Genomic DNA, 24,154 nt, shown 5'->3' on the forward strand with positions numbered 1-24,154 from the left:
ACTTCGTGTCCTATTGTCCGGACAATATCACAGGTAGTGGCGCTGCGGCCTGCGGTCCTGGACGTAGTCCTCATAGGCCTTCTGGGTGGACTCCAAGCGGGAGACCCCCGACACCGGGACGTCCCACCAGGAGGAGCCGGGCGGGTTAGGGCCGTAGAGGTCGGTCTCGATGTGGATCATGCAGGCACGGTCCTCGGCGCGGGCCTGGGCGTAGGCCTGCCTGAACTCCTTGATCGTGGAGACCCGGTAGACCGTGAGCCCCCAGGACTCGGCGTTGGCGGCGATATCCACCCCGACGACCTTCTGCTCGTCCTGAAGGTGGCCACCCTGGCCGCGCTGGCGGTACCTGGTGCCGAAGCGCTGAGAGCCGCGGGACTCCGACAGGGAGCCGATGGAGGCGAAGCCGTAGTTCTGTAGCAGAACGTAGATGACCTTGATGTTCTCCTGGACCACGGTAGCCAGCTCCATGGGCAGCATCTGGTAGGTGCCGTCACCGACGATGGAGACCACCTCGCTCTGGGGCCGGGCGAGCTTGACCCCCAGGGCGGCCGGGACCTCGTAGCCCATGCAGGAGAAGGCGTACTCGACGTGGTACTGGACCGGGGTCCTGGCCTGCCACAGGGCCTGGAGGTCGCCGGGCATGGAGCCGGCGGCGTTGATGACGATGTCCTCCTCTCCCATGAGCTCGTTGAGGGCGCCGAAGACCTCGGTCTGGGCGGGCAAGGGGCCGTGCCCTCGGTGGTAGCACTCCTGGGTACGGGCCAGCCAGCCCTCGCGCTCGGCGGTGACCTCGGCAGAGTAGTCCTCGGACACGCGGTAGCCCTCCAGGGCGGTGGTCAGGGCGGTCAGCGCCTCCCGGGCGTCAGCCACCACCATCTCCGCACTCTGCTTAGCGGCGTCAAAGGCGCGCACGTTGATGTTGACGAAGCGCACCTCCGGGTTCTTGAACTGCGTCTTCGACGCCGTGGTGAAGTCCGAGTACCGCGTGCCGATGCCGATAACCAGGTCAGCCTTGTCGGCGATGTGGTTGCCGGAGTCACCCCCGGTGGATCCCACTCCCCCGATGGCGCAGGGGTGGTCAAAGTTGATGGCGCCCTTGCCCGCCTGGGTGTCGGCCACGGGGATCCCCGTGGCCGAGGCGAAGGCACGCAGCTCCTCACTAGCCTGGGAGTAGATGACGCCGCCCCCGGCGATAACCATGGGACGCCTGGCCGCCTTGATAGCGGCCACGGCGCGCTCCAGGGCGGCCGGCTCGGGGACGGGGCGACGCACGTGCCACACCCGCTTGCGGAACAGCTCGACCGGCCAGTCGTGGGCCTCGGCCTGGACGTCCTGGGGCATGGCGATGACCACGGCGCCGGTCTCGGCGGGGTCGGTGAGGACCCGCATGGCGTTCAACAGGGAGGGGATGAGCTGCTCGGGCCGGTTGACGCGGTCGAAGAACCGCGACACGGGCCGGAAGGCATCGTTGACGGTGAGGTCCAGGGTGGTGGGGTCCTCCAGCTGCTGGAGCACGGGGTCAGGCACCCGGGTGGCGAACTGGTCGGAGGGGAGGAGGAGGACCGGCAGGCGGTTGGTGGTGGCCAGGGCGGCACCGGTGACCATGTTGAGGGAGCCCGGGCCGATGGAGGCCGTGACCATGTAGGTGGACATCCTGTCCCGGGTCTTGGCGAAGGCCGCAGCCGCGTGCACGGCGCCCTGCTCGTTGCGCGGCATGATGTAGGGCATCTCGTCCTCGCCCTCGGCGGGGTCGACCTCGTTCTGCAGCAGTGCCTGGCCGATCCCAGCCACGTTACCGTGGCCGAAGATGCCGAAGGCGCCCTCGATGAGGCGGTGCTCCACGCCGTCGCGCTCGGAGTACTGGTTAGTCAGGAACCGAATGGTCGCCTGGGCCACGGTCAGGCGGACCGTGCCAGCGTAGGCCTCGTTGCTCACGTGTGTCTTCTTCCTGTTCGTTGCTGGTGGTCAGTGAGTGGCTGTCAGTTCATCGGGGTCATGGGCAGACGGGGGTCGACCTCCTGGGTCTGCCAGGTCTGGCGCACCCAGGTGTGGTGGGGGTCGTCGGTCATGAGCCACACCGAGTCCTCCGCCGGGCCGGCCATGACGTTGAGGTAGTACAGGTCGTAGCCGGGGGCGGCCACCGACGGGCCGTGGTAGCCGTAGGGCATGACGACGACGTCGCCGTCACGCACCTCGGTGCACACGTCGATGTCGTGGCCGGGAGAGGGGTAGATCCGCTGGAGGGCGAAGCCCTGGGCGCCGTCTGCCCCCTCACGCACCTGGTAGTAGTAGATCTCCTCCAGGACCCGCTCCACCTCGGTGTGCTCGTCGTGCTTGTGGGGAGGGTAGGAGGACCAGTTCCCTCCAGGGGTCAGCACCTCGCAGGCCAGCAGGTGGGAGGTCTCCACCTCGTTGCCCAGGGCGTAGTTGCTCACCTGGCGGGAGGAGGGGCCTGCGCCTCGCAGTCCGGTACCGACCTCCTCACGGGGACAGTACCGCAGCGGCTTGTCCGTGGTAGCCCGGGCACCTGGCAACGCGATCCGCGCGCCCTGAGCGCTGGTCAGGCGCACGTCGGTACGGCGAGGGACGTAGACGTAGTCGGTGATATCGGTGAACACCGAGTCGCGCCCGGTCACCTCCAGGGTCTGGCCTGCAGCCTCCCCCTCAACCTCCACGGTGCACCCGCCGCTCAGCGGCAGCACCAGGAACTCGTGCTCGCCGCCGGGGACGTCCACGCCCTGCCCCGGCTCCAGGGCCAGGACCCGCAGGGAGGACCACTCCCACCCGGCACGCTCGGCGCTCAGGTCGAGCTCGTAGGCGTCGTGGGCGAGCCCGCCTGCCCTGATGACGTACTGTGACTGGCCTGACCGCTCTGGCTGGTCGGGGTGGGAGTGCTGGGGCTGCTGAGTCATTAGGAGTGTCCTCACGTGTCGTGTCCGGCTGAGAGCTTGAAGAGAGCCTGGGCTCGGTCTACTGGGTACGGCTATCGGATGCAATTATCGGATGCGATATGGACGTGCGGGCGCGGTGGCCGGGGCAGGTGCTGCCAGGCCCGCCCCGGGGGAACCGGGCGGGACGGCACCAGGCCCAGGAGGCCGGGCACTGCACTGATGGCAGGGGCTAGAGCCCCTGCGGTGGGCGGCACGGCAGGCACGCAGTCTCACAGGAGCGCGACAGCGCCGTCGACGGCGGCCGCGACGTCGTCGCCAGGCGGGTAGAGCAGGGACCGGCCGATGACCAGCCCCCTGACGTTGGGCAGGGCCAGTGCCCGCGCCCACGAGGCCATGGCGGCCTCCGGGTCCCGGGACACCTCCCCTCCCAGGATGAGGCTGGGCAGGGTCGTGGACTCCATGACCCGCTCCATCTCCTTGACGCAGGGCAGCTTGAGCCAGGTGTAGGCGGAGGTCCTCCCCAGGGCCTGGGCGACGCAGACGGAGCGGATCACCGCCTCCGGGCTCAGGTCGTTGACCAGGCGGCCCTCCTGCCAGTGGGAGACAAAGGGCTCCACCATGGCAGTCAGGCCGCGCTCGGCCAGGGAGCTGACCGCACGGGCGCAGGCCTCCAGGAGCGAGGCGCTGGCGGGGTCGGTGTAGCAGATACGGGTGAGCAGCTTCCCCCCGTCCAGCCCGGAGGCCTCGATACCAGCGGCGTCGTAGCCGCTAAACCGGTCGTCCACCTCGAAGGAGGCTCCCTGCAGACCCACCCGGTTCATCGACCCCCACACCATCTTGCCGTCCAGGGCGCCCAGGAGCGCCAGGTCCTCCACGACGTCAGGCGTTCCCAGGAAGCCGTTGACCCCCGGCCGGGACAGCGCCTCCACGCAGCGTGCCAGGAGGTCCTCGCGCGAGGCCATGGCCATGGGCTCGGTCCCGGCACCCAACGCGCCACGAGCGGGGTGGTCACAGGCGATCACCATGAGCGAGCGGACCTGCTCCAGGCTGGGCCGGGGGCGGTGTCGCAGGACCTGGGAGACAAGATCAGGTCTGGTGGCACGGACCTCCACAACCGCGTCCGTGAGGGGGGTTCGCGACGTGGAGCCGGGGACCACTGCAGGTGCTCCCGTCCCCAGAGTCGCGCCCGTATCACCTGGTCCGCCTCCCCTGGCTGCGGATGCGCGCTGTTCCATCACCATCACCTCACAGGTCCAGATCAGGGGCACAGACCCCGCGGTTGCGCCGCATCATGTCAAGCAGCTCGGGCTCGGTAGGCATCGCCGTGGAGCACTCCAGGCGGGAGGAGACGATCGCCCCGGCTGTGGAGGCGGCGAAGACCGTCTTCTCCAGCGACCACCCCTCCAGCAGGCCGTGGCAGACGGCACCGCCGAAGGCGTCCCCCGCTCCCAGACCGTTCTTGGTCTCTACCCGCGTCACCGGCATCTCCACCCGCTCGTCACGGGTCCTGGCCAGGGTGCCCTCCAGGCCCTGCTTGACGATCGCGAGCTCGACGCCTGCCTCCAGGAGGGCGTCGGCAGCGCGCTCGGGATCGCGCTCCCCCACAGCGACCTCGCACTCCTCCCGGTTCCCGATAGCCACCGTAACCTTGGGAAGGACCGCCGAGACCTCGCGGTGGGCGGCCTCGCGGCTCTCCCAGAACATCGCACGGTAGTCCAGGTCGATCACCGTCACGGCCTGGCGCCCCCTGGCGTCGCCCCTGGCGTCAAGGGCCGTGTGGTGGGCACGGCGGGAGGGGTCCTTGCTCAGCCCCGTGGCGGAGACCCAGAAGACCGGCGCCTCCCGGACCGCGTGGAGAGGCACGTCCTCCACCTCCAGCTCTAGGTCCGGAGCCGAGGGCTCGCGGTAGAAGTAGAGGGGGAAGCTGTCCGGGGGAAGATCTCGCAGAAGGTGACGGGGGTGTTGTAGTCGGCCTTGGTGACCACGTAGTCGTCAGACACGCCCAGGCGGCGCATCTCAGCACGGACAAAGCGGCCGAAGGGGTCAGCCCCCACCCCGGTGACCACGGCTGAGTCGTGGCCGTAGCGGGCCGCAGCCACGGCCACGTTGGTGGGACTGCCCCCCAGGAACTTGCCGAAGGACTCCACCTCCTCCAGGCCCACACCCACCTGGAGCGGGTAGATGTCGATCCCGCAGCGCCCGATGGTCAGGACCTCGACCCCAGGTACCTGCCCGGCCGCTCCGGTCGTCGCTGCTTGTGCGGTCATCACGTCCTCTTCCACGTCATCGGGGCGGATCGCCTGTGCCCGGGACGGCCCGGCCACATGACGAAGCCTGCCCCACCCCACCCCCTCAGGTCAAGCATTTGTCAGAACATTTTGGGGGCAGCCTCCCAGGGACGTCACAGGGCGGCGGCAGGCGCTGACACCACCAGACATCCGTGCCCCGCTCATATTCCGTATGCTGGCACCGTCGGCTACCGAGCTGCGCCCAACACGACCGACCGCCACAAGGTGCTCCATGCCTACCACGCCTACCGCACACGCCACGCCCGCCGAGATGCCCGCCGAGCCTCACGCCGACGCCACCTTCGCCCTTGACGTCACCATCGACCGCACAATACGCACCCCCCTGCACGCCCAGATCTCCGAGCCCCTGGCAGCCCTCATCCTCGAGGGCACCCTGCCCCCCGGGACTCGGCTGGAGGACGAGCTGTCCATGGCGCGGCGCCTGCAGGTCTCCCGGCCGACCGCCCGCCAGGCTCTCCAGCACCTGGTAGACCGAGGGCTGCTCACCCGGCGCCGCGGCGTGGGCACCGTCGTCGCCCCGCCCCACGTCCACCGGCCGATGGAGCTGACCAGCCTCCTGGCAGACCTGACGGCAGCCGGGCACACCCCCTCCACCACGCTCCTCGACTACGACGAGCACCCTGCCTCCCCCGAGGAGGCGGACAGGCTGGAGACCCGGGAGGGCCAGCCCGTAGTGACCTTCACACGCATCCGGGCCGCCGACGACGAGCCCGTCGCCATCATGCACAACCTCCTGCCGGCCTCAGTCGCCCCGGCGCGCGAGGACCTGGAGACCGCCGGCCTCTACGAGCTCCTGCGCACCAGCGGGATCGTCCCCACCACGGCCCGACAGGTCATCGGTGCCCGCAACGCCACCACGAAGGAGGCCGACCTCCTCCACGAGCGCAGGCGGGCAGCGCTGCTGACCGCGACCAGGACCACCTACGACCATACCGGCCGGGTCGTCGAGTTCGGCGACCACATCTACAGGGCCTCTCGCTACTCCTTCGAGACCACCCTGTTCACGGGGTGAGGCCCGGGCAGACCGGAGCACCCCCGCACGACAGCACCCTGGCCCCGGGACCCACCCCCTGAGGCCACGGCCCCGAGCCGCCCGAGCCCCGGCGTCCGGAGGTGGCAGAAACCAGCCCGACACCACCTATGTCCGGACAAATCGTTGACAGATTCCCCGTCATCTTCTTCAATAGTGCCATCGGCCCGCGGCCGCAAGGACGCTGACCGCAGACCACCCCGACCAGAGAGCACACACAGATGAGTATCGACTACGCCCCGGACCGCTCCTCGACGCCGTACGCAGCACACCCACAGCGCTGTGGAACGACTCCGCCGACCCTGACGAGCTGCGGCAGTCAATCGCCTTCGGTGGCGTCGGCGCCACCTGCAACCCCACCATCGCCTACACCTGCATCAACCAGCGCAAGGACGTATGGCTGCCCCGCATCGCCGAGCTCGCCGAGGAGATGCCCGAGGCCACCGAGGCCCAGATCGGCTGGCAGGTGGTTCGCGAGCTGAGCCTGCAGGCCGCCCAGCTGCTGGAGCCGGCCTTCGAGGAGCACAACGGGCGCAACGGGCGCCTGTCCATGCAGACCGACCCCCGCCTGGCACGCAGCGCTACCGCGCTGGCTGACCAGGCCGAGGAGTTCTCCAACCTGGCCAAGAACATCATCGTCAAGATCCCGGCCACCTCAGTGGGCGTCAAGGCTATCGAGGAGGCAACCTACCGCGGGGTCTCCGTCAACGTCACCGTGTCCTTCTCCGTCCCTCAGGCCGTGGCTACCGGCGAGGCCATCGAGCGGGGTCTCAGGCGCCGCGAGGCCGAGGGCAAGGACGTCTCCACCATGGGCCCGGTCGTGACCCTCATGGTGGGTCGTCTGGACGACTGGATCAAGATCGTCGCCAAGCGCGACAAGCTGTTCCTTGACCCCGGGCACCTGGAGTGGGCCGGAATCGCCGCCTTCAAGCGGACCTACCAGGAGTTCCGCGAGCGCGGCCTGCGCGCCCGCCCCCTGTCCGCCGCCTTCCGCAACGTCATGCACTGGTCTGAGCTCCTCGGCGGCGACATCGTGATCTCCCCGCCCTTTGCCTGGCAGCAGCTCATCAACGACTCCGGCTACAAGGTCGAGCCCCGCATCGACGTGCCCGTGGCCCCGGAGATCATGAGGACGCTCATGGGCATCCCCGACTTCGTGCGCGCCTACGAGCCCGACGGCATGACACCGGAGGAGTTTGACACCTACGGCGCCACCGTACGCACCCTGCGAGGCTTCCTGCAGGCCGACGCCGACCTGGACTCCCTGGTCCGCGACGTCATCATGCCTCAGCCCTGAGCAGCCCCGCGCCGGGGGCGGCTGCAGCCGCCCCCGCATGTCGCGGGCCCGCCATCCCACGACTTGCAACACTCACAACATTTACACCACAGTCACGACACAAGGAGCAAGGATGCTCAGTATCGCCGTTATCGGCGCCGGCCGTATCGGCCAGGTCCACGCCAGGACCATCGCCTCCCACCCTCAGGCCAGGCTGGCCCTGGTCTGCGACCCCGTGCAGGACGCCGCTGCCACGCTGGCCGGGACCTACGGAGCCCGATCCTGCCAGGACGTGGAGGAGGTCTTTGCCGACCCCCAGGTCGACGCCGTCATCATCGGCTCTCCCACACCCCTGCACATCCCCCACCTCCTGGCCGCCGCCAAGGCCGGCAAGGCCGTGCTGTGCGAGAAGCCCATCGCCCTGGACATGAAGGACGTTGACGCGGCCCGCACCGAGCTGGACGCCGTCACCGTCCCGGTCATGTTCGGGTTCAACCGCCGCTTCGACCCCAGCTTCGCCGCCGCCCGCGCCGCCGTGCAGGAGGGCCGGATCGGAGCCCTGGAGCAGCTGACGATCATCAGCCGTGACCCGGCCGCCCCGCCGGTGGACTACATCAAGGTCTCCGGGGGGATCTTCCGCGACATGACCATCCACGACTTTGACACCGCCCGGTTCTTCCTGGGTGACATCGTCGAGGTCCACGCCGTGGGCCAGCACCTGGACCAGGAGGTCGCGCAGGCGGGGGACTTCGACGCTGCGGTCGTGACCCTCAGGGCCGCCTCCGGAGCCGTAGCCACCATCATCAACAACCGCCACTGCGCCTCCGGCTACGACCAGCGCCTGGAGGCCTCCGGACGTGAGGGCACCCTGTTCGCGGAGAACATCCGCGCCACTACCGTGCGCCTGTCCAACGCGGAGGTGACTGACGCCCAGGAGCCCTACCTGGACTTCTTCCTGGAGCGCTACGCCGACGCCTACCGCCTGGAGCTGTCGGCCTTCATCGAGGCGGTCGAGGCAGGCACGACCCCTCCGACCTCCGTCGCCGACGCCGTGGAGGCCCTGCGCCTGGCCGAGGCTGCCACGGAGTCAGCCACGACCGGGCAGCCGGTACGGCTGGGCTAGCCTGCCCCGTCTCAGACCACAGCCACAGCCCCGCCCCGGGATCACGCCCGCAGGCGGGGGCTGTGGTCTGTAGGCGCTGTCGTGTCGCGCACGATCAGGTCCGGGGTGACACGGTAGGTGCTCCCTCCCCGGGCACGCTCCTCGCGCAGTACCGTGGGCGGCACCTGGAGCGACTGCTCGGGTGGACGCGCGCCAGCAGCGCGCTGATGGCCACCTCAGCCAGCAGCGTCGCGTCCTGGCGCACCGTGGTCAGGGAGAAGGAGGAGGCACCTGTGACCGGGATACCGTCGTAGCCGGTGACTGCTACCTCCTGGGGCACCCTGACGCCGTGACGGCGTAGCTCCATGAGCGCCCCGACAGCGCAGTGGTCGTTGAAGCACATAAGAGCCTCGGGAAGCCGCCCTTGCCCAGGAGGGCGTGCGCCGCCCTGGCACCGTCCTCCTCGGTGGCGCCGCCGGGCAGGACCTGGACCTGCTCACCCAGGCCGCTGCGAGCCATGGCGGCGGCGTAGGCCTGGGAACGGCCTCTGGCGGCGGTCTCTCCCGCCCCATCCACATAGACAATGCGTCGGCGCCCCGAGCGCACCAGGTGGTCCACCAGGAAGCCCACACCGAGGTCGTCACGGGAGACGACCTCGTCGGCACCAGTCAGGTCCGTGGTGGTACACATGACGACCGTCGGGGTCCGACCGACCGCCTGGACCAGTGAGGAGCCGGGCACGCCGGGGTCAACAAGCACCAGGCCCTCGCAGCGTTCTGAGCGCAGGCCGCGCAGGCCCTTGACGACGTCGCGGTGCGGGGTCGAGGCGGCCAGCACCAGGGAGTGCCCCAGGCCGGAGCAGGCCCGGTAGAGCCCGTCCACCACCAGCCCCTGGAAGGCCTGTCCCACGGCAAAGCTGGCACCGACAAGACCCGTGTGGTGGCGCCGCAGCATACGCGCTCGCGGGTCCGCCTCGTAGCCAAGCTCCTCGGCCACCCGGAGGATCTCCGCCCGGGTCGCCGCCGCCACTCCCGGCCCGCCGTTGAGGGCCGCTGAGACCGTGGAGATGGAACGACCCGCACGTGCAGCCACAGTAGCGATCGTGGCCCGACCGTCGCGTCCTCGACGCATGGGCACCTCCTCCCGCCCGCTATTGCCTGCTGCCGCCTGCCGCTGACCGCCGCTACCTGCGGCTGACGACTCCTGCCATCCTAGCCGAGGCCTCGGTGTGCCCACGGAGTAGTTAGGTGCTGTCGCCGTTCCAGGTGGGGTGCAGTGGCGCGAGCCTGGCTGGCCCAGATTTCGCCCGGATAGAGATCACGCAGGTGTCGTGGAATGGCGTGAGCCTAGCTTACTCGCCCGGTTCCAGGTCGGCTGGTGAGGCTCACGCCTTTGCCGACGCTCTCCAGCCCATCGTGACCACTACCTCCCCGCCTCGCACGAGTCCCGCTGAGTGAGAACCACTCACAAGCAAACGAGGAGCTCGCCCCTGAGAACTTGACGAACCGCATGAGAAGAGGGCTTTCTCGCACGATCGGTACCACAGCGAGACCGTGTCCCACAGGAGCGAGGGGCTGGCGACCTGGGTGGAGGCCGGTGAGCTGCGGGCCTGCCGTGCCTGGCAGGAGCGAAGGACTGGTGCGAGGACCGGGGCCGCCCAGGCTACCTGGCTAGGGACAGCTGGCTGGGAGCACTCCGCGCGAGGCAGAGCGTCACGTCCTCAAGGCGGACCACCTCCTCGCACACACGACACACCCACATCACCAGGACCAGGATGGTGACCTGACAGAACCACCTCCTCGAACGTACGACACACCCGCTTGTCAAGACAAATGACCCTCTGATAACGTCAGAGACGCAGCATCGCCGGGACGCACCCGCGCAGGTCAGTACGGGGTCGGCACTGGCGTGCCCCTTCACCAGGGCGCATCGTGGCGGTACCACTGACCGGGTGCCGTGCCGATGCGCCTGGCTGCAGTCTCATCGTCTCGACACTCGCGGTACCGCTGAGGTACCACACCGTCCCGACAAGGTCGTCGGAAAGGATCATGCATGGCCGCCAAGAAGAGCCTGGGCGTCGGCGTCGTCTCACTGGGCTGGATGGGCCGTCTCCACGCCCGCAGCTATCGCTCCGTCTCCGAGCACTTCCCTGAGCTGGGAGTCGCCCCCCGGCTGGTTGCCGCCGCCGACCCGGTGGAGGAGATCCGTGAGGCCGCCGTAGACGACCTCGGGTTCCACCGTGCCTACGCCGACTACCGCGAGCTCCTGGCCGACCCCGAGGTCGAGGCGGTCTCCATCTGCGCTCCCAACTACCTGCACCAGGAGATGGCGCTGGCCGCCGTCGAGGCGGGAAAGCCCTTCTGGATCGAGAAGCCGATGGGCGTCAATGCCGCCCAGTCGCGCTCGATCGCCCAGGCCGTCCAGGACGCGGGACTGGTCACCGCCGTCGGCTTCAACTACCGCCATACCCCGGCGATCGAGTACCTGCGCACCCTGGTGCGCAACGGCGACCTGGGACGTATCACCAACGTACGCGTATGGTTCATCGCCGACTACGGCTCCTCCCCGCTCGGCCCCTTGACCTGGCGCTCCTCCCGCGAGAAGGCCGGCGCCGGGGTCGTACCCGACCTCATGAGCCACGGGGCCGACCTGGCCCAGTACCTCGTGGGCCGGATCAGCTCTGTATCCGCCCTGACCGACACCTTCATCACCGAACGCCCCGTCCCCACCAAGGCGGGAGTCGGGCACTCCGGCTTTGAGATCGGGGAGGAGACCGGACCCGTGAGCAACGAGGACTACGTGGCCATGCTGGTGCGCTTCGAGGGCGGCGCGGTCGGGACCATGGAGTCCTCCCGGGTCAGCGTCGGCCCGCGAGCCGAGTACGTCGTCGAGGTCTACGGCACCCAGGGATCGGCCCGGTGGAACTTTGAGCGCTTCAACGAGCTCCAGGTCTGCCCCGTAGCCGACGGCGGCGCCACCCACGGATACACCCGGGCGATGGCCGGGCCGAAGTGGGGCCAGTGGCAGCGCTTCCAGCCCGCTATCGGGACCTCCATGGGCTTTGACGACATGAAGGTGATCGAGGCCTCCCAGTTCATCGAGTCGATCCTGCGTGGCGAGCAGCTCGCCCCCTCAGCCGCGGACGCCTGGTGCGCCGCAGAGGTTGACGAGGCGGTCGTCGCCTCGGCCGCTGACGGCCAGTGGCACGACGTGCCTCGTGTCACCGGCCCCACCACCTTCAACCGCTGACCACCGGGCTCCGGCCAGTCTCACCAAGCAGGACCCTGGCGCTGCCACACGGCCCCCAGCCCCTCAGCGGGGCTCCGGCGTCACGCACGGCCACCGCATCCCGGCACCCCGCCCCGACACTGAAACCACATCAACCCAGCCCTCACCAACCGGAACTGTTCCACCACCCAAGGAGACGCACATGGCCTTCCGCCTCGACCCCGACACCGCCATCAAGGACCCGCACGGCATCACCTGGGGCATGCACCCCATCAGCTGGCGCAACGACGACATCCCCGAGGTCGGCGCCTTCAACACCCTGGAGGACATGCTGCTGGACCTGGCCGACACCGGCTACGCGGGCACCGAGTGCGCCGGGTTCTTCCCACCCAAGGAAGAGGTCAAGGCTGCCGTGGAGGCCAGGGGCCTCAAGATCGCCGCCCAGTGGTTCTCCTCCTTCATCCTGCGTGACGGCGTGGACGCTATCGTGCCCGACTTTGAGGCGACCTGCTCCTACCTGGAGTACCTGGGGGCCACCCGCGTGGTGGTCTCGGAGCAGACCGGCTCCGTCCAGGGGCAGCGCGACGTCTGTATCTTCACCAACAAGCCGGTGCTGACCGAGGAGGAGTGGCCTATCCTGGCCGCAGGGCTGAACCGGCTGGGCGAGGTGGCTCACGCCCACGGCCTGGAGCTGGTCTACCACCACCACCTGGGCACGGTTGTCCAGACCAAGGACGAGACCATCCGCCTCATGGAGCTGACTGACCCCTCGAAGGTCTCCCTCCTGTTCGACACCGGACACGCCTTCGTGGGCGACGGTGACGTCATGGGGCTGCTGCGCGCCACCATCGACCGCGTCAAGCACGTCCACTTCAAGGATGTGCGACCCGACAAGATGGAGGAGTCGCGCGCCGCACAGCGCTCCTTCCTGGACTCCTTCCTGGCTGGCATGTTCACCGTCCCCGGTGACGGCACCATCGACTTCACCGAGCCGTACTCCTTCCTGGTGGACCACGGCTACTCCGACTGGATCCTCGTGGAGGCCGAGCAGGACCCGGCCCTGGCCAATCCCCTGGAGTACGCCCGCAAGGCCCGCGCCTACATCGAGGGCACGCTCCTGGCGGGCTGAGCCTGCCTGGCAGCGGTGGGGCAAGCCCACCCGCGCCGCCGCCAGGCAACAGAAACGTCATAGGACAGCACGGTGCCATGGTGTCCTATGACGTTTCTGTTGCCTGGGTAGCGGGCGGACGGACCGCCTGCCCCAAGCCGCCCAGATCCCTACGACTCAGCGTCCTGGCGGACCTCGCGGTCGCCGAGCTCCTCTCTGAGGGTCACGTGGGTCGCCAGCAGCACCGCCTCGTCCGTACACGCGTCGACGCCGGGCAGGCTGCCCGTGCTCAGGTTGATGGTGACGTCCTGGTCGGTCTCCACGACGTCGACGTGGACCCCGTAGCAGTTCGTGCTGCCACCGATAAAGACCACCTCGACCGTGGTGGGGTCCACCAGACGCCACGACTCCCAGGCCTGAGGCTGAAGGGAGGACAGGTCGTCACGAGAGCCTATGAGCCGAGCCTCACCCTCTGCACCGCCTGTGGGCGCAGGGACGCTGGTGGAGCCTGAGCGCCCTGGGCCGCTGGAGCCGGTCGCGCCAGCAGAGGGCACACCACTGGCAGCCCCCGAGGAGGAGCCGGCACAAGCGGCCGTGACCGCGACGCCAGCTGCCAGCAGGACCGCACGCAGACCAGTCCGCCGCCCGAGCCGCAGGGTACCGTGCGGTTGCAGGGTGCCGTGCGGCCCTGCCCCCGGGGTCGCACGGATGGCCCACCACCGGCTCAGTCGCAGGACGTCGTCGCGCCCCAGGTGCGGACCCGCCTGCCGGATCGCCCTCATGAGGACCGTCCCCATGACTGTGCTCGCAGCCGCATCCGTCCTCCCCGAGGCCGCTCTGCCAGCTCCTTGGTCGCGCCTGCAGCCGTCCCTGCATGTGTCCGTGCTTGCATCTCCGCACCTCCGGGTTCCTGTCACTGGCGGCCCGTCCCTGCACCGGAGCGCCGCAGACTGGCACGAGCACCCGCCCACCCCAGTGTGGCCCCTGACAGCCAAGCGAGGCAACAGGCACCGCAGGCACCCAGGCACCAAAAACTCATAGGACAACGCGGCCCCGTGTCTCCTATGAATTTTTGTTGCCCGGAGAGGGTCGTACGGCCAGCCTGCCTGGTTGCGAGCGGACCATCCCAGCCCGGCAGGGCAGGCCGGACCTGTAACCTGCACCTGACCAGGGCCTCGGGGCGCCGCCGCAGCCACGCACCACCCAGCCAGCGACACCACCGCAGGAGCACCAGCACAGGAGGAGCGCCCGTGAGCGCTAACGGACAGGTAGTCACCCAGAGCGACGTCGCCCGTGCCGCCGGGGTCTCGCGCAGTCTGGTCTCCCTGGCGCTGAGCGGCTCCCCCAAAGTCGCCCCTGACACGCGCGAGCGCATCCACCGGGTCGCCGCCGACCTCGGGTACCGCGTCAACGTGGCCGCGTCCTCGCTGGCGCGGCGCCGCTCCAGCATCATCGGCGTGGTGCTGCCCAACCTGCGCAACGCCTTCTTCGAGCGCCTGGCCCGCTGCCTGGGGGAGGCGGCGTCGGCCCGCGGGATGACCCTGTTCATCACCGTCGGCTCCGAGCAGCCCACGGTGCTGCACCAGGCCATCGAGTCGCTGCTGGGGGTCCGGGTGGCGGGCATCGTCCTGGTCTCTCCGTGGCTGCCCGACGAGGACCTCCTGGCCATCGCCGAGGAGGTCCCCACCTGCCTGGTAGGCCGCAGGAGCCCGGGCGGAAAGGTCGACGCCGTCCACATCGACGAGCCCGCCGCCGCCCGGCTCGTCGTCGACCACCTGGTGGGACGGGGCGCGCGGACCATCGCCTACATCGGCCCCAGCACCACCGACGAGGCCTCCCGCAGGGAGCGCGAGCAGGCGCTGTCCCAGGCAGTCGCCAGCACCCGAAGCCAGGTGGGAGCCACCATGAGTGTCTACGAGTGCGGGCGCGACGCCGGCCCCGCGGTGCGCGCCGCCCTGAGCGACCAGGGGAACGGCTCAGGGCCACTGGGCCTGGTCATGCACAACGACGGCTTCGCCATCGACGCGGTCCCGGTGCTGCGCGAGGCCGCCCGGGACAGGGGTGCCCGCGTGCTCCTGGTCTCCTACGACAACACCTACCTGGCTGAGCGCGAGGAGTTCTCCCTGACCAGCGTCAGCCAGTCCGACGAGCGCATGGCCGCTCAGGCCGTGGAGCTGGTGAGCCAGCGTGCTGACACCGCCAGGAACGACGCCGCACGCTCCGTAGTCCTGGCGCCCACGCTGGTGGAACGCACCTCCTCACTGGGCAGGCGTGCCTGAGACAGGTGGTAGATCGCAGGAACCCGCGCGTAGCTGCGTCACAGGAGCATAGGCAGGAGTGCAGCAAGAGGACGGAGCGGCAGCCCCCGTCATGGACCAGGTACGCGACAGCCTCGAATCCGACGAGGACATCCTGTGCGCCGTCGGGAAGACGCTGCCAGGGCCTGGCGGGAGCCTACGGTGAGGCGTCGGGTTTCACCCGCTGCCGGGTACCTGGCGCGCACAGGACTGGCAGCAGGGTGAGGCCGCCCGACCGGTATCTCGGGGCGAGGCCGCCACCTTCCTGGAGAACCCCGCAGGCTGGGACGGCGATGACTGACTGGCAGTGCTGCCTGGTGCACGAGGGCTCCTCTGACGCTGCTCTCGCCACGGTTCTTGACTCACTCGCCACTACTCCAGCGACACGGTAAGACAGTAAACGTGTGAAGTCTTGTTAGCGGGTCCCTCGGCATCCGCGCGCCTCCCATGTGCATTCGGGGGCTCGACGCACATGGGAGCCGTCCGCCGTTATCTTCCCGATCGCAGAAACGTTGGTGTTCCGCCACTTTGAGTGAAGGATCGAGGACCTGAGCGTGCATTGGGGCACCGCAGCAGCGCCACGCCACCCTTTTCCGCACACGCAGGCTCCGGGGATCACCACCACGCGGAGACGTCCGTGCATCCGGGCCCGGGTGCATCTAGACCCACCGGGATCACCACCAACGCGGACACGTCCGCCTACGGCAGGCCCCACACCCAGCCCCCGGGAGCCGTTCCGGGCTGGCCCCAGACCCGGCCCCACGCACAGCCACCGTCCGGCAAGCCCGGAGGTACCCATCGTCGTGTGCAGCTAGGCGCTCCCCCTGTAGCCACCGTCCGGCGGGCCCGGAGGTACCGGCTACTGTCCAGCGCCGACAAGCCAGGAGCGAGCCAGCGCCCAGCAGGCCCGGAGCCGCCACACCTCACCCCCTCCGACTCTCTTTGTCCTGACTAACCCGCTCATTACCCTTGACACCCCACCGCTCCCCCACATACTGGAGACACGTGTTCACGCGCGTGAACACCCTGCTCGCACCAGTCAACGAAGACAGAAGGTCTACTCATGAGCACCACGCCCCTCTCCGTCGCCGTCATCGGTGCCGGCATGGCCGGCACCACCCACGCCAACGCCTGGCGCCAGGTCGGCACCGTCTTCGACCTGGGCCTGCCCCAGGTCCACCTGGCCACCATCGCCGACGCCTACCTTCCCTTCGCCCAGGACGCCGCCGAACGCTACGGCTACGAGCGTGCCGTGGACGACTGGCGCCAGGTGGCCGAGGACCCCAACATCGACATCGTGTCCATCGTGGTGGGCAACGCCGCGCACCGCGAGATAGCCGAGGCTATGATCAGGGCGGGCAAGCACGTCCTGTGTGAGAAGCCCCTGGCCGACACCCTCGACTCCGCCAAGGCCATGGCACAGGCGGAGAAAGAGGCCGGGGTGGTCACCGCCGTCGGCTTCACCTTCCGCCGCAACGCCGCCGTCGCCGAGCTGGCCAAGCTCGTCGCCCAGGGCCATCTGGGCGAGGTCAACCACTTCGACGGACGCTACTGGTGCGACTACGGCGCGGACCCGGCCACCCCCATGGCCTGGCGCTACAAGGGCGCCATGGGCACCGGCGCCCTGGGCGACGTCGGCAGCCACCTCATCGACACCGCCGAGCTGATCTGCGGACCTCTGGTCTCCGTCTCTGGGGCTGCCATGATGACCTCCATCAAGGAGCGCCCTGTCGCCAAGGGGCACGTCACCCGCGGCACCGCCCTGGACACCGAGGACTCCGAGAGCATCATCTATGAGCCGGTGGAGAACGACGACGTCACCACTTTCACCGCCCACTTCGCCAGCGGGGCCGTGGGCACCTTCTCCTGCTCCCGCGTGGCCTGGGGGCTGCCCAACTCCCTTATGGTGGACGTGCTGGGCACCAAGGGACGGGCCTCCTGGGACCTGTCGCGCACCGGCGAGATCAAGGTCGACGACGTCAACTCCCCCGCCGGCCTGGGCGGCGCCCGACGCGTGCTGGTCAACCCCGACTTCCCCTACTTCGCCCGCGGCTCCTCCATGGCCGTCGGGGGTGTGGGGTTGACCCAGATCGAGCAGTTCACCTACCAGGCCCACGCCTTCCTCCAGCAGGTCGCCGGAGTCACCGACCCTGACAAGGGCGCCCTGCCACCGTGCGCCACCTTCGCCGACGGCTACCGGGAGATGCTCATCGCCGACGCCGTGGCCCGCTCGGCCGAGCAGGGCGGTGCCGCGATCGACGTCTCCGACGTGGGCTGAGACTACGACTAGCCGCCACGACTTACCGCCACGACCAGTCGGCTGACGGGCTCTACGTGCCACCTCCGTGCACGTCGGCAGCCATCACGCCCCCGCTGTCGGTCGTCGGGCCGACAGCACCGACCACCGGCAAGACAGCGCCGGCAAGACAGCCAGCAAAGCAAGCACCAACAAGGAGAACAGCCACATGGCACTCAACTACGGCGCCTACACCGCCTGCCTGCACGACCGCCCGCTGGGCGCCGCCCTCGACACCCTCAAGGAGGCCGGCCTGACCGGAGCGGAGGTCAACGCCGGAGGGTTCATCCCCTCCCCACACTGCCCTGTCGACGCGCTCCTGGCCTCCCAGGCCGCCCGTGAGGAGTACCTGGGGATCTTCGAGGAGCGGGGCATGAGGCTCTCGGGCCTCAACACCTCCGGCAACCCGACCTCACCGCTTCCTCACGAGGGCCTCAAGCACGCCCACGACGTGCGCCAGACCATCGAGCTGGCGGGACTGCTCGGGGTCAAGGAGATCGTCACCATGTCGGGCACGCCCGGCACCGACCCCACGGCCAAGTACCCCACCTGGGTGGTCAACCCGTGGAACGGCGTCGACATGGAGATTCTCGACTACCAGTGGAGCGTGGTAGTCCCCTTCTTCAAGGAGGTCGACGCCCTGGCCCGCGACAACGACGTCCAGGTCTGCCTGGAGCTCCACCCACGCAACCTGGTCTTCAACGTCCCCGCCTTCGAGCGGCTGGTCGAGGAGACCGGGGCCACCAACATCAAGGTCAACATGGACCCCTCCCACCTGTTCTGGCAGCAGATGGACCCCATCGTCGCCACCAAGAGGCTAGGCAGCCTCGTAGGCCACGTCCACGCCAAGGACACCAAGGTGTTCCCCGGGGCCGCCTACCGTGGTGTGCTGGACACGGACTTCGGTCACGTGCCTGCTGACGCCGAGGGCAAGGTACCCACCGCCTACGGCTACTGGTGCAACGCCTGGCCCAGCGACCCAGCCTGGCGCTTCGTCGCCTTCGGACTGGGACACGACGCCGACTACTGGGCGCAGTTCCTGGCAGCCATCGCCGAGGTGGACCCGCAGATGAACGTCAACATCGAGCACGAGGACGCCGAGTACGGCAACGTCGAGGGCCTCCAGATCTCGGCAAGGAACCTCCTGGAGGCCGCCTCCCGGCTGTGAGGTGTCTGGCGTGGGACAAATCCGCCGCGAGCCCACGCCCGGACACCCGGCCCGGACACCAAGAACGTCATAGGACAACACGATGCCTTGTTGTCCTATGACGTTCTTGACGCCAGGGACGACCGGGACCATGCGCCTTTAGCATCGTGTCCGTGCCAGCCCTTGCCCTCTCCGCCGTGCCGCTGCCAGCGCTACCTCTGCCCGACCTCAGCCCCCTGTCCTGGGCCGCGCTCGTCCTGGCAGCCGCGCTGGCCGGAGTCGCCAAGACCGTACTGCCCGGTACGGCCGCCATTGCTGTCGCCCTGTGCGCCGCGCTCCTGCCCGCCAGGGAGTCCACCGGGGCGATGCTGCTCATGCTCATGACCGGCGACCTTGTCGCGGTGTGGAGCTATCGCAGGGACGCGGACGTGCGCATGCTTCTGCGCCTAGTACCCGCTGTCCTGGCGGGCGTGACTGCCGGAGCGGTCTTCCTGCGCCTGGCCACTGACAGCTCCACCCGCCGCGTCATCGGTGCCGTCCTGCTGCTCCTCATCGCCGTGACCCTGGTGCAGCGCTACCGCCAGCGGGCTGCGGCGTCTCTGAGCACCCGTGGCGCCGCTGACTCAGCCACCGCCCGCCTGGTCTACGGCAGCCTGGCTGGGTTCACCACCATGGTCGCCAACGCGGGCGGACCAGTCACCTCCATGTACTTCCTGGCCTGCCGCTACCCGGTCAAAGCCTTCCTGGGAACGACGGCGTGGTTCTTCTTCGTGGTCAACCTGGTCAAGCTGCCGTTCTCCGTGTCCATCGGCCTGGTCAACGCCACAACCGTGTCCCTGGCTGCAGTCACCGCCCCCGTCGTCGTGGCCGTGGCCCTCGCGGGACGCAGGCTTGCCGAGCGCATGGACCAGCACGTCTTCGAGCCCCTGGTCATCATCCTGACCGTCGTGTCCGCCCTGCCGCTGCTGCTGTGAGGACCCCGCCGACAAGCCTGGTGACAGGACGCACATCGGGGCACACCCCTACCCGCCCCCTATCCGTCACGATAATTTCTCCGTCACTGTTAGTCACGGGTCGGCCCGTCGCCGCTACGGTCGCTACCGCCCTCTCCGCCCGGTCCCACCACCTGCAGGAGCCCCCGTGCCGACTGATCACGTGCCTGACGGCTTCACGTGCCACCTGAGCCTACTGTCGAGGCCCTCGGCGGCGCCATCGCTGCTGCCCGCGGCCTGGAGATCACCATCGCCCCCCCATTCCTGAGGGATACGACACCACGAGATCAGCGGCATGACAGTCGTGGTCGGCACGACTGCCCACGTCTTCCACGACGTCGACCTGTCGCCCCTGAACCGGGAGCAGACGCTTCTCCACGAGTACGCCCACATCCTCCACGACGATGTCAGGACCGACACCAGCGGCACCCACCTGCGCAGCATGTTCGACGACCTCGCGGAGAGACGGGCCGAGACGACAGAGATGCTGCTGCTCAGGGAGCTCCACCGTCGGCAGGAGACCCGTGGCCGACCACGTCCCTGCGAGGTCATCACCTTCCTCTCCGCCTCCGACGCCCTCGGCTCGATCCTCTTCATCTGCTCCTCGATCGCGGACGTGCTCGCCCGCCCCGTCCTCGGAGGATCCGAGGCCAGGAGCTACCTCCTGGTCGCCGTGGTCGTCCTCTTCCTGGTCGGGCTGACCTCGGGTGTTGTCCACCGCCTCGTCTCACGAGCACGCAAGAACCTCTCGCTACGCCTGACCAGCGCCGTCGTCCGACCCCTGTGGACGACGACAACGACCCTCCACCCCGGCGTCAGGCTCCCTGGCCAGCCTCTACGAGATACGTATCGCCGTCGATGCCACCAGGCGCCACGGAGTCGGCCCGTAGTGACGGCTGCCGCAGGAGCCCCGGCCGGAAGGCCGGAACCGGGCCGAGGCCGGGAGGCCGGAGGCTCCCCGTGAGACGCCACAGGAGACTCCTAGGTCTGAGGACCGGGCCACGCGGGTTGCCCGAGTACTCAGCGACGTGCTCTCCCCGGCCGTGTCCGTGTCCCTGATCTGCATCCTGTGCGGTGTCTCGGGCCCCTCAGCCCCTGGCCGGCTTGGGGTGGGCGGTCCTCCTCAGCGGCTTCTGCGCCGCGGTGCCCGTGTCCACCATCCACGTCGCCGTACGTCGCAACCATCTCACCGACCGCCACGTCACCCGGCGGGAGCACTACTGGCGGGTGCTCCTCGTGTGCGCGGGCTCCGTGCTGTGCGGCACCGCTGTGGCGCGGGGCGCTGGCGCACCGCCTCTCCCCATCTGGATCCTTCTCGCTATGGCGGCAGGACTCGCACTGACCGGGGCCATGACGCTCCTGGGCACCAAGGTGTCGATGCACGCGTTCTACCTCACGGGTCTCGTCCTTGCCGCGACGGTGGTCCTCTCCCCCTGGTGGCTGCTCGCGCTCCTGCCCCTGCTGCCAGCGGTCGCCTTCGCCTGCCTGCGGCTGCGCCACCACACGCCTGGCGAGATCGCCCTGGGCACGGCACTGGCTGTCGCCGTCATGCTGAACGCCCACCTGCTCCTGCCCTCCGCCGCCTAGTCCGGAACCGCCCGGTCCCAGCCGTACAGCTCCGAGAGCCCTCCGAGCAGACGCCGACCCAGGCCGCAGAGACAATCGGGGAGACGACCGCGCAGACAGACACGCCACTACCTCGTCCTGGAAAGAGATCATCCGTTAGGATGGCATCACCCTGCCGCCGAGGAACCGACGGATCTCCGCTCGGCCGCCCTGACCACCACCTGACCACTAAGGAGAGCCAGGCTCGTGACCATCGCGCAACGGCTGGAGCGCTTGTTCGCACAGACCGCAGGTCCTCACGGTCGTCCTGTCACGCTTCAGGAGGTCGTGCACAGGATGGACCGGCGGGGGATCTCCACGATGTCCGTCAGCTACCTCCAGCAGCTGCGCACAGGCCAGGCGCGCAACCCTCGCCTGCAGCACCTGCGTGCTCTGGCTGACGCCTTTGACGTACCCGTGTCCTACTTCCTCAGCGAGGGCGACACGGAGCCCGCCTCCGCCACCGAGCTGACTCCTGCGGAGCGCACGATCGCGCTGCGCGTCCACGGCCTGAGCGACTCCGCGCTGGCAAGCATCGGCGCGATCGTCGAGCTCGCCCGCAAGAGCGAGCGGCTCGACGACCCACCGGAGGCAGGCAGGCACGGCAGCAGCCGGGACCGTGCAGGCAGGTCACCCACAAGCACCCCGGATCCCGGGACACGCTAGGACGCTGAAGGTACTGGTCGGAGCACTCGATGGACACTGGTGCAGCCGGAACGGCCCGGCCCCGCACAACGAGACACGAAGGACTCAACGTGGCGCGCAGCATCTACATCGCCTCACCTAACGCCGGGACCGGGAAGTCCACAGTGGCGCTCGGCCTGGTCGCCTCCCTGACCAAGGTCGTCGCCAGGGTCGGGGTCTTCCGCCCCTTCGTCGAGAGCAGAGACAGTGACGCCTTCCTCGACCTGCTCCTGGCCCGCGCCGGCTCGACCGTACCTGCCGCCCAGTGCGTGGGCACCACATGGGAGGAGTTCCACGCCGCCCCTGAGGAGTCCCTGTCCCAGATCGTGGCCGCCTACCGCGGCATCGCCCGCAGCCACGACGTCGTCATCATCGACGGCTCCGACTTCACCGACCTGGCAGGTAATCCCGAGCTGTCCCTCAACGCCCGCGTGGCTGCCAACCTCGGGGTGCCCGTCCTGCTGGTGGTCTCCGGCCACAACGGCCCCGAGGATGTCATGGGCAACGTGGAGGTCTCCGTTGCCGAGATCGCCGACAACCACGCCCGCACTGTGGCCGTCGTGGCCAACAAGTGCCGCCCGGACACGCGTCAGGCCGTGGCCACCGCCCTCAGGGAGCACTCCGGGCTGGTCTCCACCACCCTCCCGGAGGTACCGCTGCTGGCGGCCCCCTCGGTCCGGGAGGTCATGGAGGCGGTGGACGGCACCCTCATCTCCGGGGACGCGACGCTGCTGGCCCGTGAGGCCGAGTCCTTCCTTGTGTGCGCCATGGACGTCTCCCACGTCCTAGAGCGTCTGCGCGAGGGGCAGCTGGCCATCGTACCCGCAGACCGCTCGGCGCTGGTCATCTCCCTGCTGGCCGCCCAGGCCTCCTCCAGCTTTCCCAAGCTCTCCGGTCTGGTCTTCAACGGGGGTTTCGACGTCAACCCCCACGCTCTGCGTCTCCTGGAGGGTCTGGGCCTGCCTATCCCGGTCATGACCTCCCCGCTGGACACCTTTGCCGCCGCCTCGGTCACCAGTTCCCTGACCGGCCTGCTGGCCCACGGCTCAGACCGCAAGCTGGACGTGGCCGTGACCATCTTTGAGCAGGAGGCTGACGTCGAGGCTCTCATGTCCGCCCTGGAGGTGGAGCCCTCCAATGTCGTCACCCCTGTCATGTTCCAAGCCGAGCTGGTAGAACGCAGCCGGGCCGACCGCAGGATGATCGTCCTGCCCGAGCCCGACGACGACCGGGTGCTGCGCGCCGCGGACGCGATCCTGCGTCGTGGCATCGCTGACCTGACCCTCCTGGGCGAGGAGACCACGGTCCGCTCCCGTGCCGCCGAACTGGGCCTGGACATCACGGCGGCACGCGTGGTCTCCACCAGTGATCCTGAGCGGCTCGACACCTACGCCAGGGAGTTCGCCCGCCTGCGCGCCAAGAAGGGGGTCACCCTGGAGCAGGCTCACGAGAAGATCCAGGACGTGTCCTACTTCGGGACGATGATGGTCCACCTGGGCGACGCCGACGGCATGGTCTCCGGGGCGGCCCACACCACCGCCCACACCATCGTCCCCTCCTTCCAGATCATCAAGACCATGCCCGGGACCTCCATCGTCTCCTCGGTCTTCCTCATGCTGCTTCAGGACCGGGTCCTCGTCTACGGCGACTGTGCGGTCAACCCGGACCCCACCGCCGAGCAGCTGGCTGACATCGCCGTCTCCTCCGCCGCCACGGCACGCCGCTTCGGGGTAGACCCTCGGGTCGCGATGCTGTCCTTCTCCACCGGCACCTCCGGGCAGGGAGCGGACGTAGACAAGGTGCGCGAGGCCACCGAGCTGGTCCGGTCCAAGGCCCCCGACCTCGCCGTGGACGGCCCCATCCAGTACGACGCCGCTATCGACCCTACTGTCGCCGCCAAGAAGGCACCGGACTCCCAGGTGGCAGGCCACGCCAACGTCTTCATCTTCCCCGACCTCTCCAGCGGCAACATCGGCTACAAAGCCGTGCAGCGCTCCAGCGGCGCCATCGCCATCGGCCCCGTCCTCCAGGGCCTCAACAAGCCGGTCAACGACCTGTCGCGCGGCGCCCTGGTGGAGGACATCATCAATACTGTGGCCATCACCGCTGTCCAGGCCCAGGGCTAGCGTCCAGAGGGCGGGGCGGAGCAGTCCAGTGACAGTCCAGGACAGTCCGGTCTCCGCCGACCA

General features: G+C 69.1%; 19 protein-coding genes and 1 pseudogene. 13 read left to right on the forward strand and 7 right to left on the reverse strand.

What is annotated here, in order from left to right; translation table 11 throughout:
• Positions 1-27: 27 nt before the first annotated feature.
• The 4 genes and pseudogenes from iolD to iolC all read right to left on the reverse strand — a co-directional run bounded on the left by iolD (position 28) and on the right by iolC (position 5,158).
• Entirely contained in the window at positions 28-1,935 is a 1,908-nt protein-coding gene (gene iolD, locus D5R93_RS09690) for a 3D-(3,5/4)-trihydroxycyclohexane-1,2-dione acylhydrolase (decyclizing) (RefSeq protein WP_120204957.1), read from the reverse strand.
• Between the two features lie 44 nt (positions 1,936-1,979).
• Positions 1,980-2,912 carry a 5-deoxy-glucuronate isomerase gene (iolB, locus tag D5R93_RS09695; protein ID WP_119836549.1) on the reverse strand — a complete coding sequence of 311 codons (933 nt, stop codon included), beginning with the start codon at positions 2,910-2,912 and terminating at the stop codon, positions 1,980-1,982.
• A gap of 248 nt (positions 2,913-3,160) precedes the next feature.
• Positions 3,161-4,126, reverse strand: coding sequence for a Cgl0159 family (beta/alpha)8-fold protein (locus D5R93_RS09700; protein ID WP_243106699.1), 966 nt, complete (start codon positions 4,124-4,126; stop codon positions 3,161-3,163).
• A 10-nt stretch (positions 4,127-4,136) separates the two neighbouring features.
• Positions 4,137-5,158: pseudogene (gene iolC / locus D5R93_RS09705) on the reverse strand (5-dehydro-2-deoxygluconokinase).
• 292 nt (positions 5,159-5,450) lie between these two features.
• Between iolC and D5R93_RS09710 the strand changes: the two are divergent.
• The 3 genes from D5R93_RS09710 (at position 5,451) to iolG (ending at position 8,629) form a co-directional block, all read left to right on the forward strand.
• Positions 5,451-6,212 (forward strand): GntR family transcriptional regulator, encoded by a 762-nt coding sequence (locus D5R93_RS09710; protein ID WP_119836681.1) that lies wholly within the window; start codon positions 5,451-5,453, stop codon positions 6,210-6,212.
• A gap of 202 nt (positions 6,213-6,414) precedes the next feature.
• Entirely contained in the window at positions 6,415-7,527 is a 1,113-nt protein-coding gene (locus tag D5R93_RS09715; RefSeq protein WP_120204962.1) for a transaldolase family protein, read from the forward strand.
• A 112-nt stretch (positions 7,528-7,639) separates the two neighbouring features.
• Complete coding sequence (gene iolG, locus D5R93_RS09720) at positions 7,640-8,629, forward strand: inositol 2-dehydrogenase (RefSeq protein ID WP_119836553.1); 990 nt, start codon at positions 7,640-7,642, stop codon at positions 8,627-8,629.
• A gap of 94 nt (positions 8,630-8,723) precedes the next feature.
• Here iolG and D5R93_RS14150 read toward each other — a convergent pair whose 3' ends face one another.
• The gene (locus D5R93_RS14150) at positions 8,724-9,011 is read right to left on the reverse strand and encodes a substrate-binding domain-containing protein (protein ID WP_341466816.1); all 288 of its coding nucleotides are present in this window, start codon (positions 9,009-9,011) and stop codon (positions 8,724-8,726) included.
• On the reverse strand, positions 8,933-9,739 hold the full coding sequence (locus tag D5R93_RS14550) for a LacI family DNA-binding transcriptional regulator (protein WP_279221342.1): 807 nt from the start codon (positions 9,737-9,739) through the stop codon (positions 8,933-8,935). The genes D5R93_RS14150 and D5R93_RS14550 overlap by 79 nt, the downstream gene beginning before the upstream one ends.
• A 921-nt stretch (positions 9,740-10,660) precedes the next feature.
• On the opposite strand from D5R93_RS14550, the gene D5R93_RS09730 reads away from it, so the two are divergent.
• Both D5R93_RS09730 and iolE read left to right on the forward strand, forming a co-directional pair.
• Entirely contained in the window at positions 10,661-11,857 is a 1,197-nt protein-coding gene (locus D5R93_RS09730; protein WP_120204966.1) for a Gfo/Idh/MocA family protein, read from the forward strand.
• A gap of 181 nt (positions 11,858-12,038) precedes the next feature.
• Complete coding sequence (iolE, locus tag D5R93_RS09735) at positions 12,039-12,965, forward strand: myo-inosose-2 dehydratase (RefSeq protein ID WP_119836558.1); 927 nt, start codon at positions 12,039-12,041, stop codon at positions 12,963-12,965.
• 149 nt (positions 12,966-13,114) lie between these two features.
• On the opposite strand, the gene D5R93_RS13615 is transcribed toward iolE, so the two are convergent.
• Positions 13,115-13,726 (reverse strand): hypothetical protein, encoded by a 612-nt coding sequence (locus D5R93_RS13615; protein ID WP_243106701.1) that lies wholly within the window; start codon positions 13,724-13,726, stop codon positions 13,115-13,117.
• Positions 13,727-14,194: 468 nt separating this feature from the next.
• On the opposite strand from D5R93_RS13615, the gene D5R93_RS09745 reads away from it, so the two are divergent.
• The 8 genes from D5R93_RS09745 (at position 14,195) to pta (ending at position 24,091) form a co-directional block, all read left to right on the forward strand.
• On the forward strand, positions 14,195-15,223 hold the full coding sequence (locus tag D5R93_RS09745) for a LacI family DNA-binding transcriptional regulator (RefSeq protein ID WP_243106702.1): 1,029 nt from the start codon (positions 14,195-14,197) through the stop codon (positions 15,221-15,223).
• 1,081 nt (positions 15,224-16,304) lie between these two features.
• Complete coding sequence (locus tag D5R93_RS09750; RefSeq protein WP_119836560.1) at positions 16,305-17,519, forward strand: Gfo/Idh/MocA family protein; 1,215 nt, start codon at positions 16,305-16,307, stop codon at positions 17,517-17,519.
• A 187-nt stretch (positions 17,520-17,706) separates the two neighbouring features.
• Positions 17,707-18,705 (forward strand): sugar phosphate isomerase/epimerase family protein, encoded by a 999-nt coding sequence (locus D5R93_RS09755; RefSeq protein WP_119836561.1) that lies wholly within the window; start codon positions 17,707-17,709, stop codon positions 18,703-18,705.
• Between the two features lie 197 nt (positions 18,706-18,902).
• Positions 18,903-19,658: a sulfite exporter TauE/SafE family protein gene (locus tag D5R93_RS09760; RefSeq protein WP_205570140.1), complete on the forward strand. Its 756-nt coding sequence runs from the start codon at positions 18,903-18,905 to the stop codon at positions 19,656-19,658.
• Positions 19,659-19,971: 313 nt separating this feature from the next.
• Positions 19,972-20,640, forward strand: a complete 669-nt coding sequence (locus D5R93_RS09765) for a hypothetical protein (protein WP_162933915.1) — start codon at positions 19,972-19,974, stop codon at positions 20,638-20,640.
• 110 nt (positions 20,641-20,750) lie between these two features.
• The gene (locus D5R93_RS09770) at positions 20,751-21,263 is read left to right on the forward strand and encodes a hypothetical protein (RefSeq protein WP_120204974.1); all 513 of its coding nucleotides are present in this window, start codon (positions 20,751-20,753) and stop codon (positions 21,261-21,263) included.
• Between the two features lie 225 nt (positions 21,264-21,488).
• Entirely contained in the window at positions 21,489-21,947 is a 459-nt protein-coding gene (locus tag D5R93_RS09775) for a hypothetical protein (protein WP_120204976.1), read from the forward strand.
• 89 nt (positions 21,948-22,036) lie between these two features.
• The gene (pta, locus tag D5R93_RS09780; RefSeq protein WP_119836565.1) at positions 22,037-24,091 is read left to right on the forward strand and encodes a phosphate acetyltransferase; all 2,055 of its coding nucleotides are present in this window, start codon (positions 22,037-22,039) and stop codon (positions 24,089-24,091) included.
• Positions 24,092-24,154 lie beyond the last annotated feature (63 nt).

The organism is Actinomyces lilanjuaniae (genome assembly GCF_003606385.1).
GTDB classification, from domain to species: Bacteria; Actinomycetota; Actinomycetes; order Actinomycetales; family Actinomycetaceae; genus Actinomyces; species Actinomyces lilanjuaniae.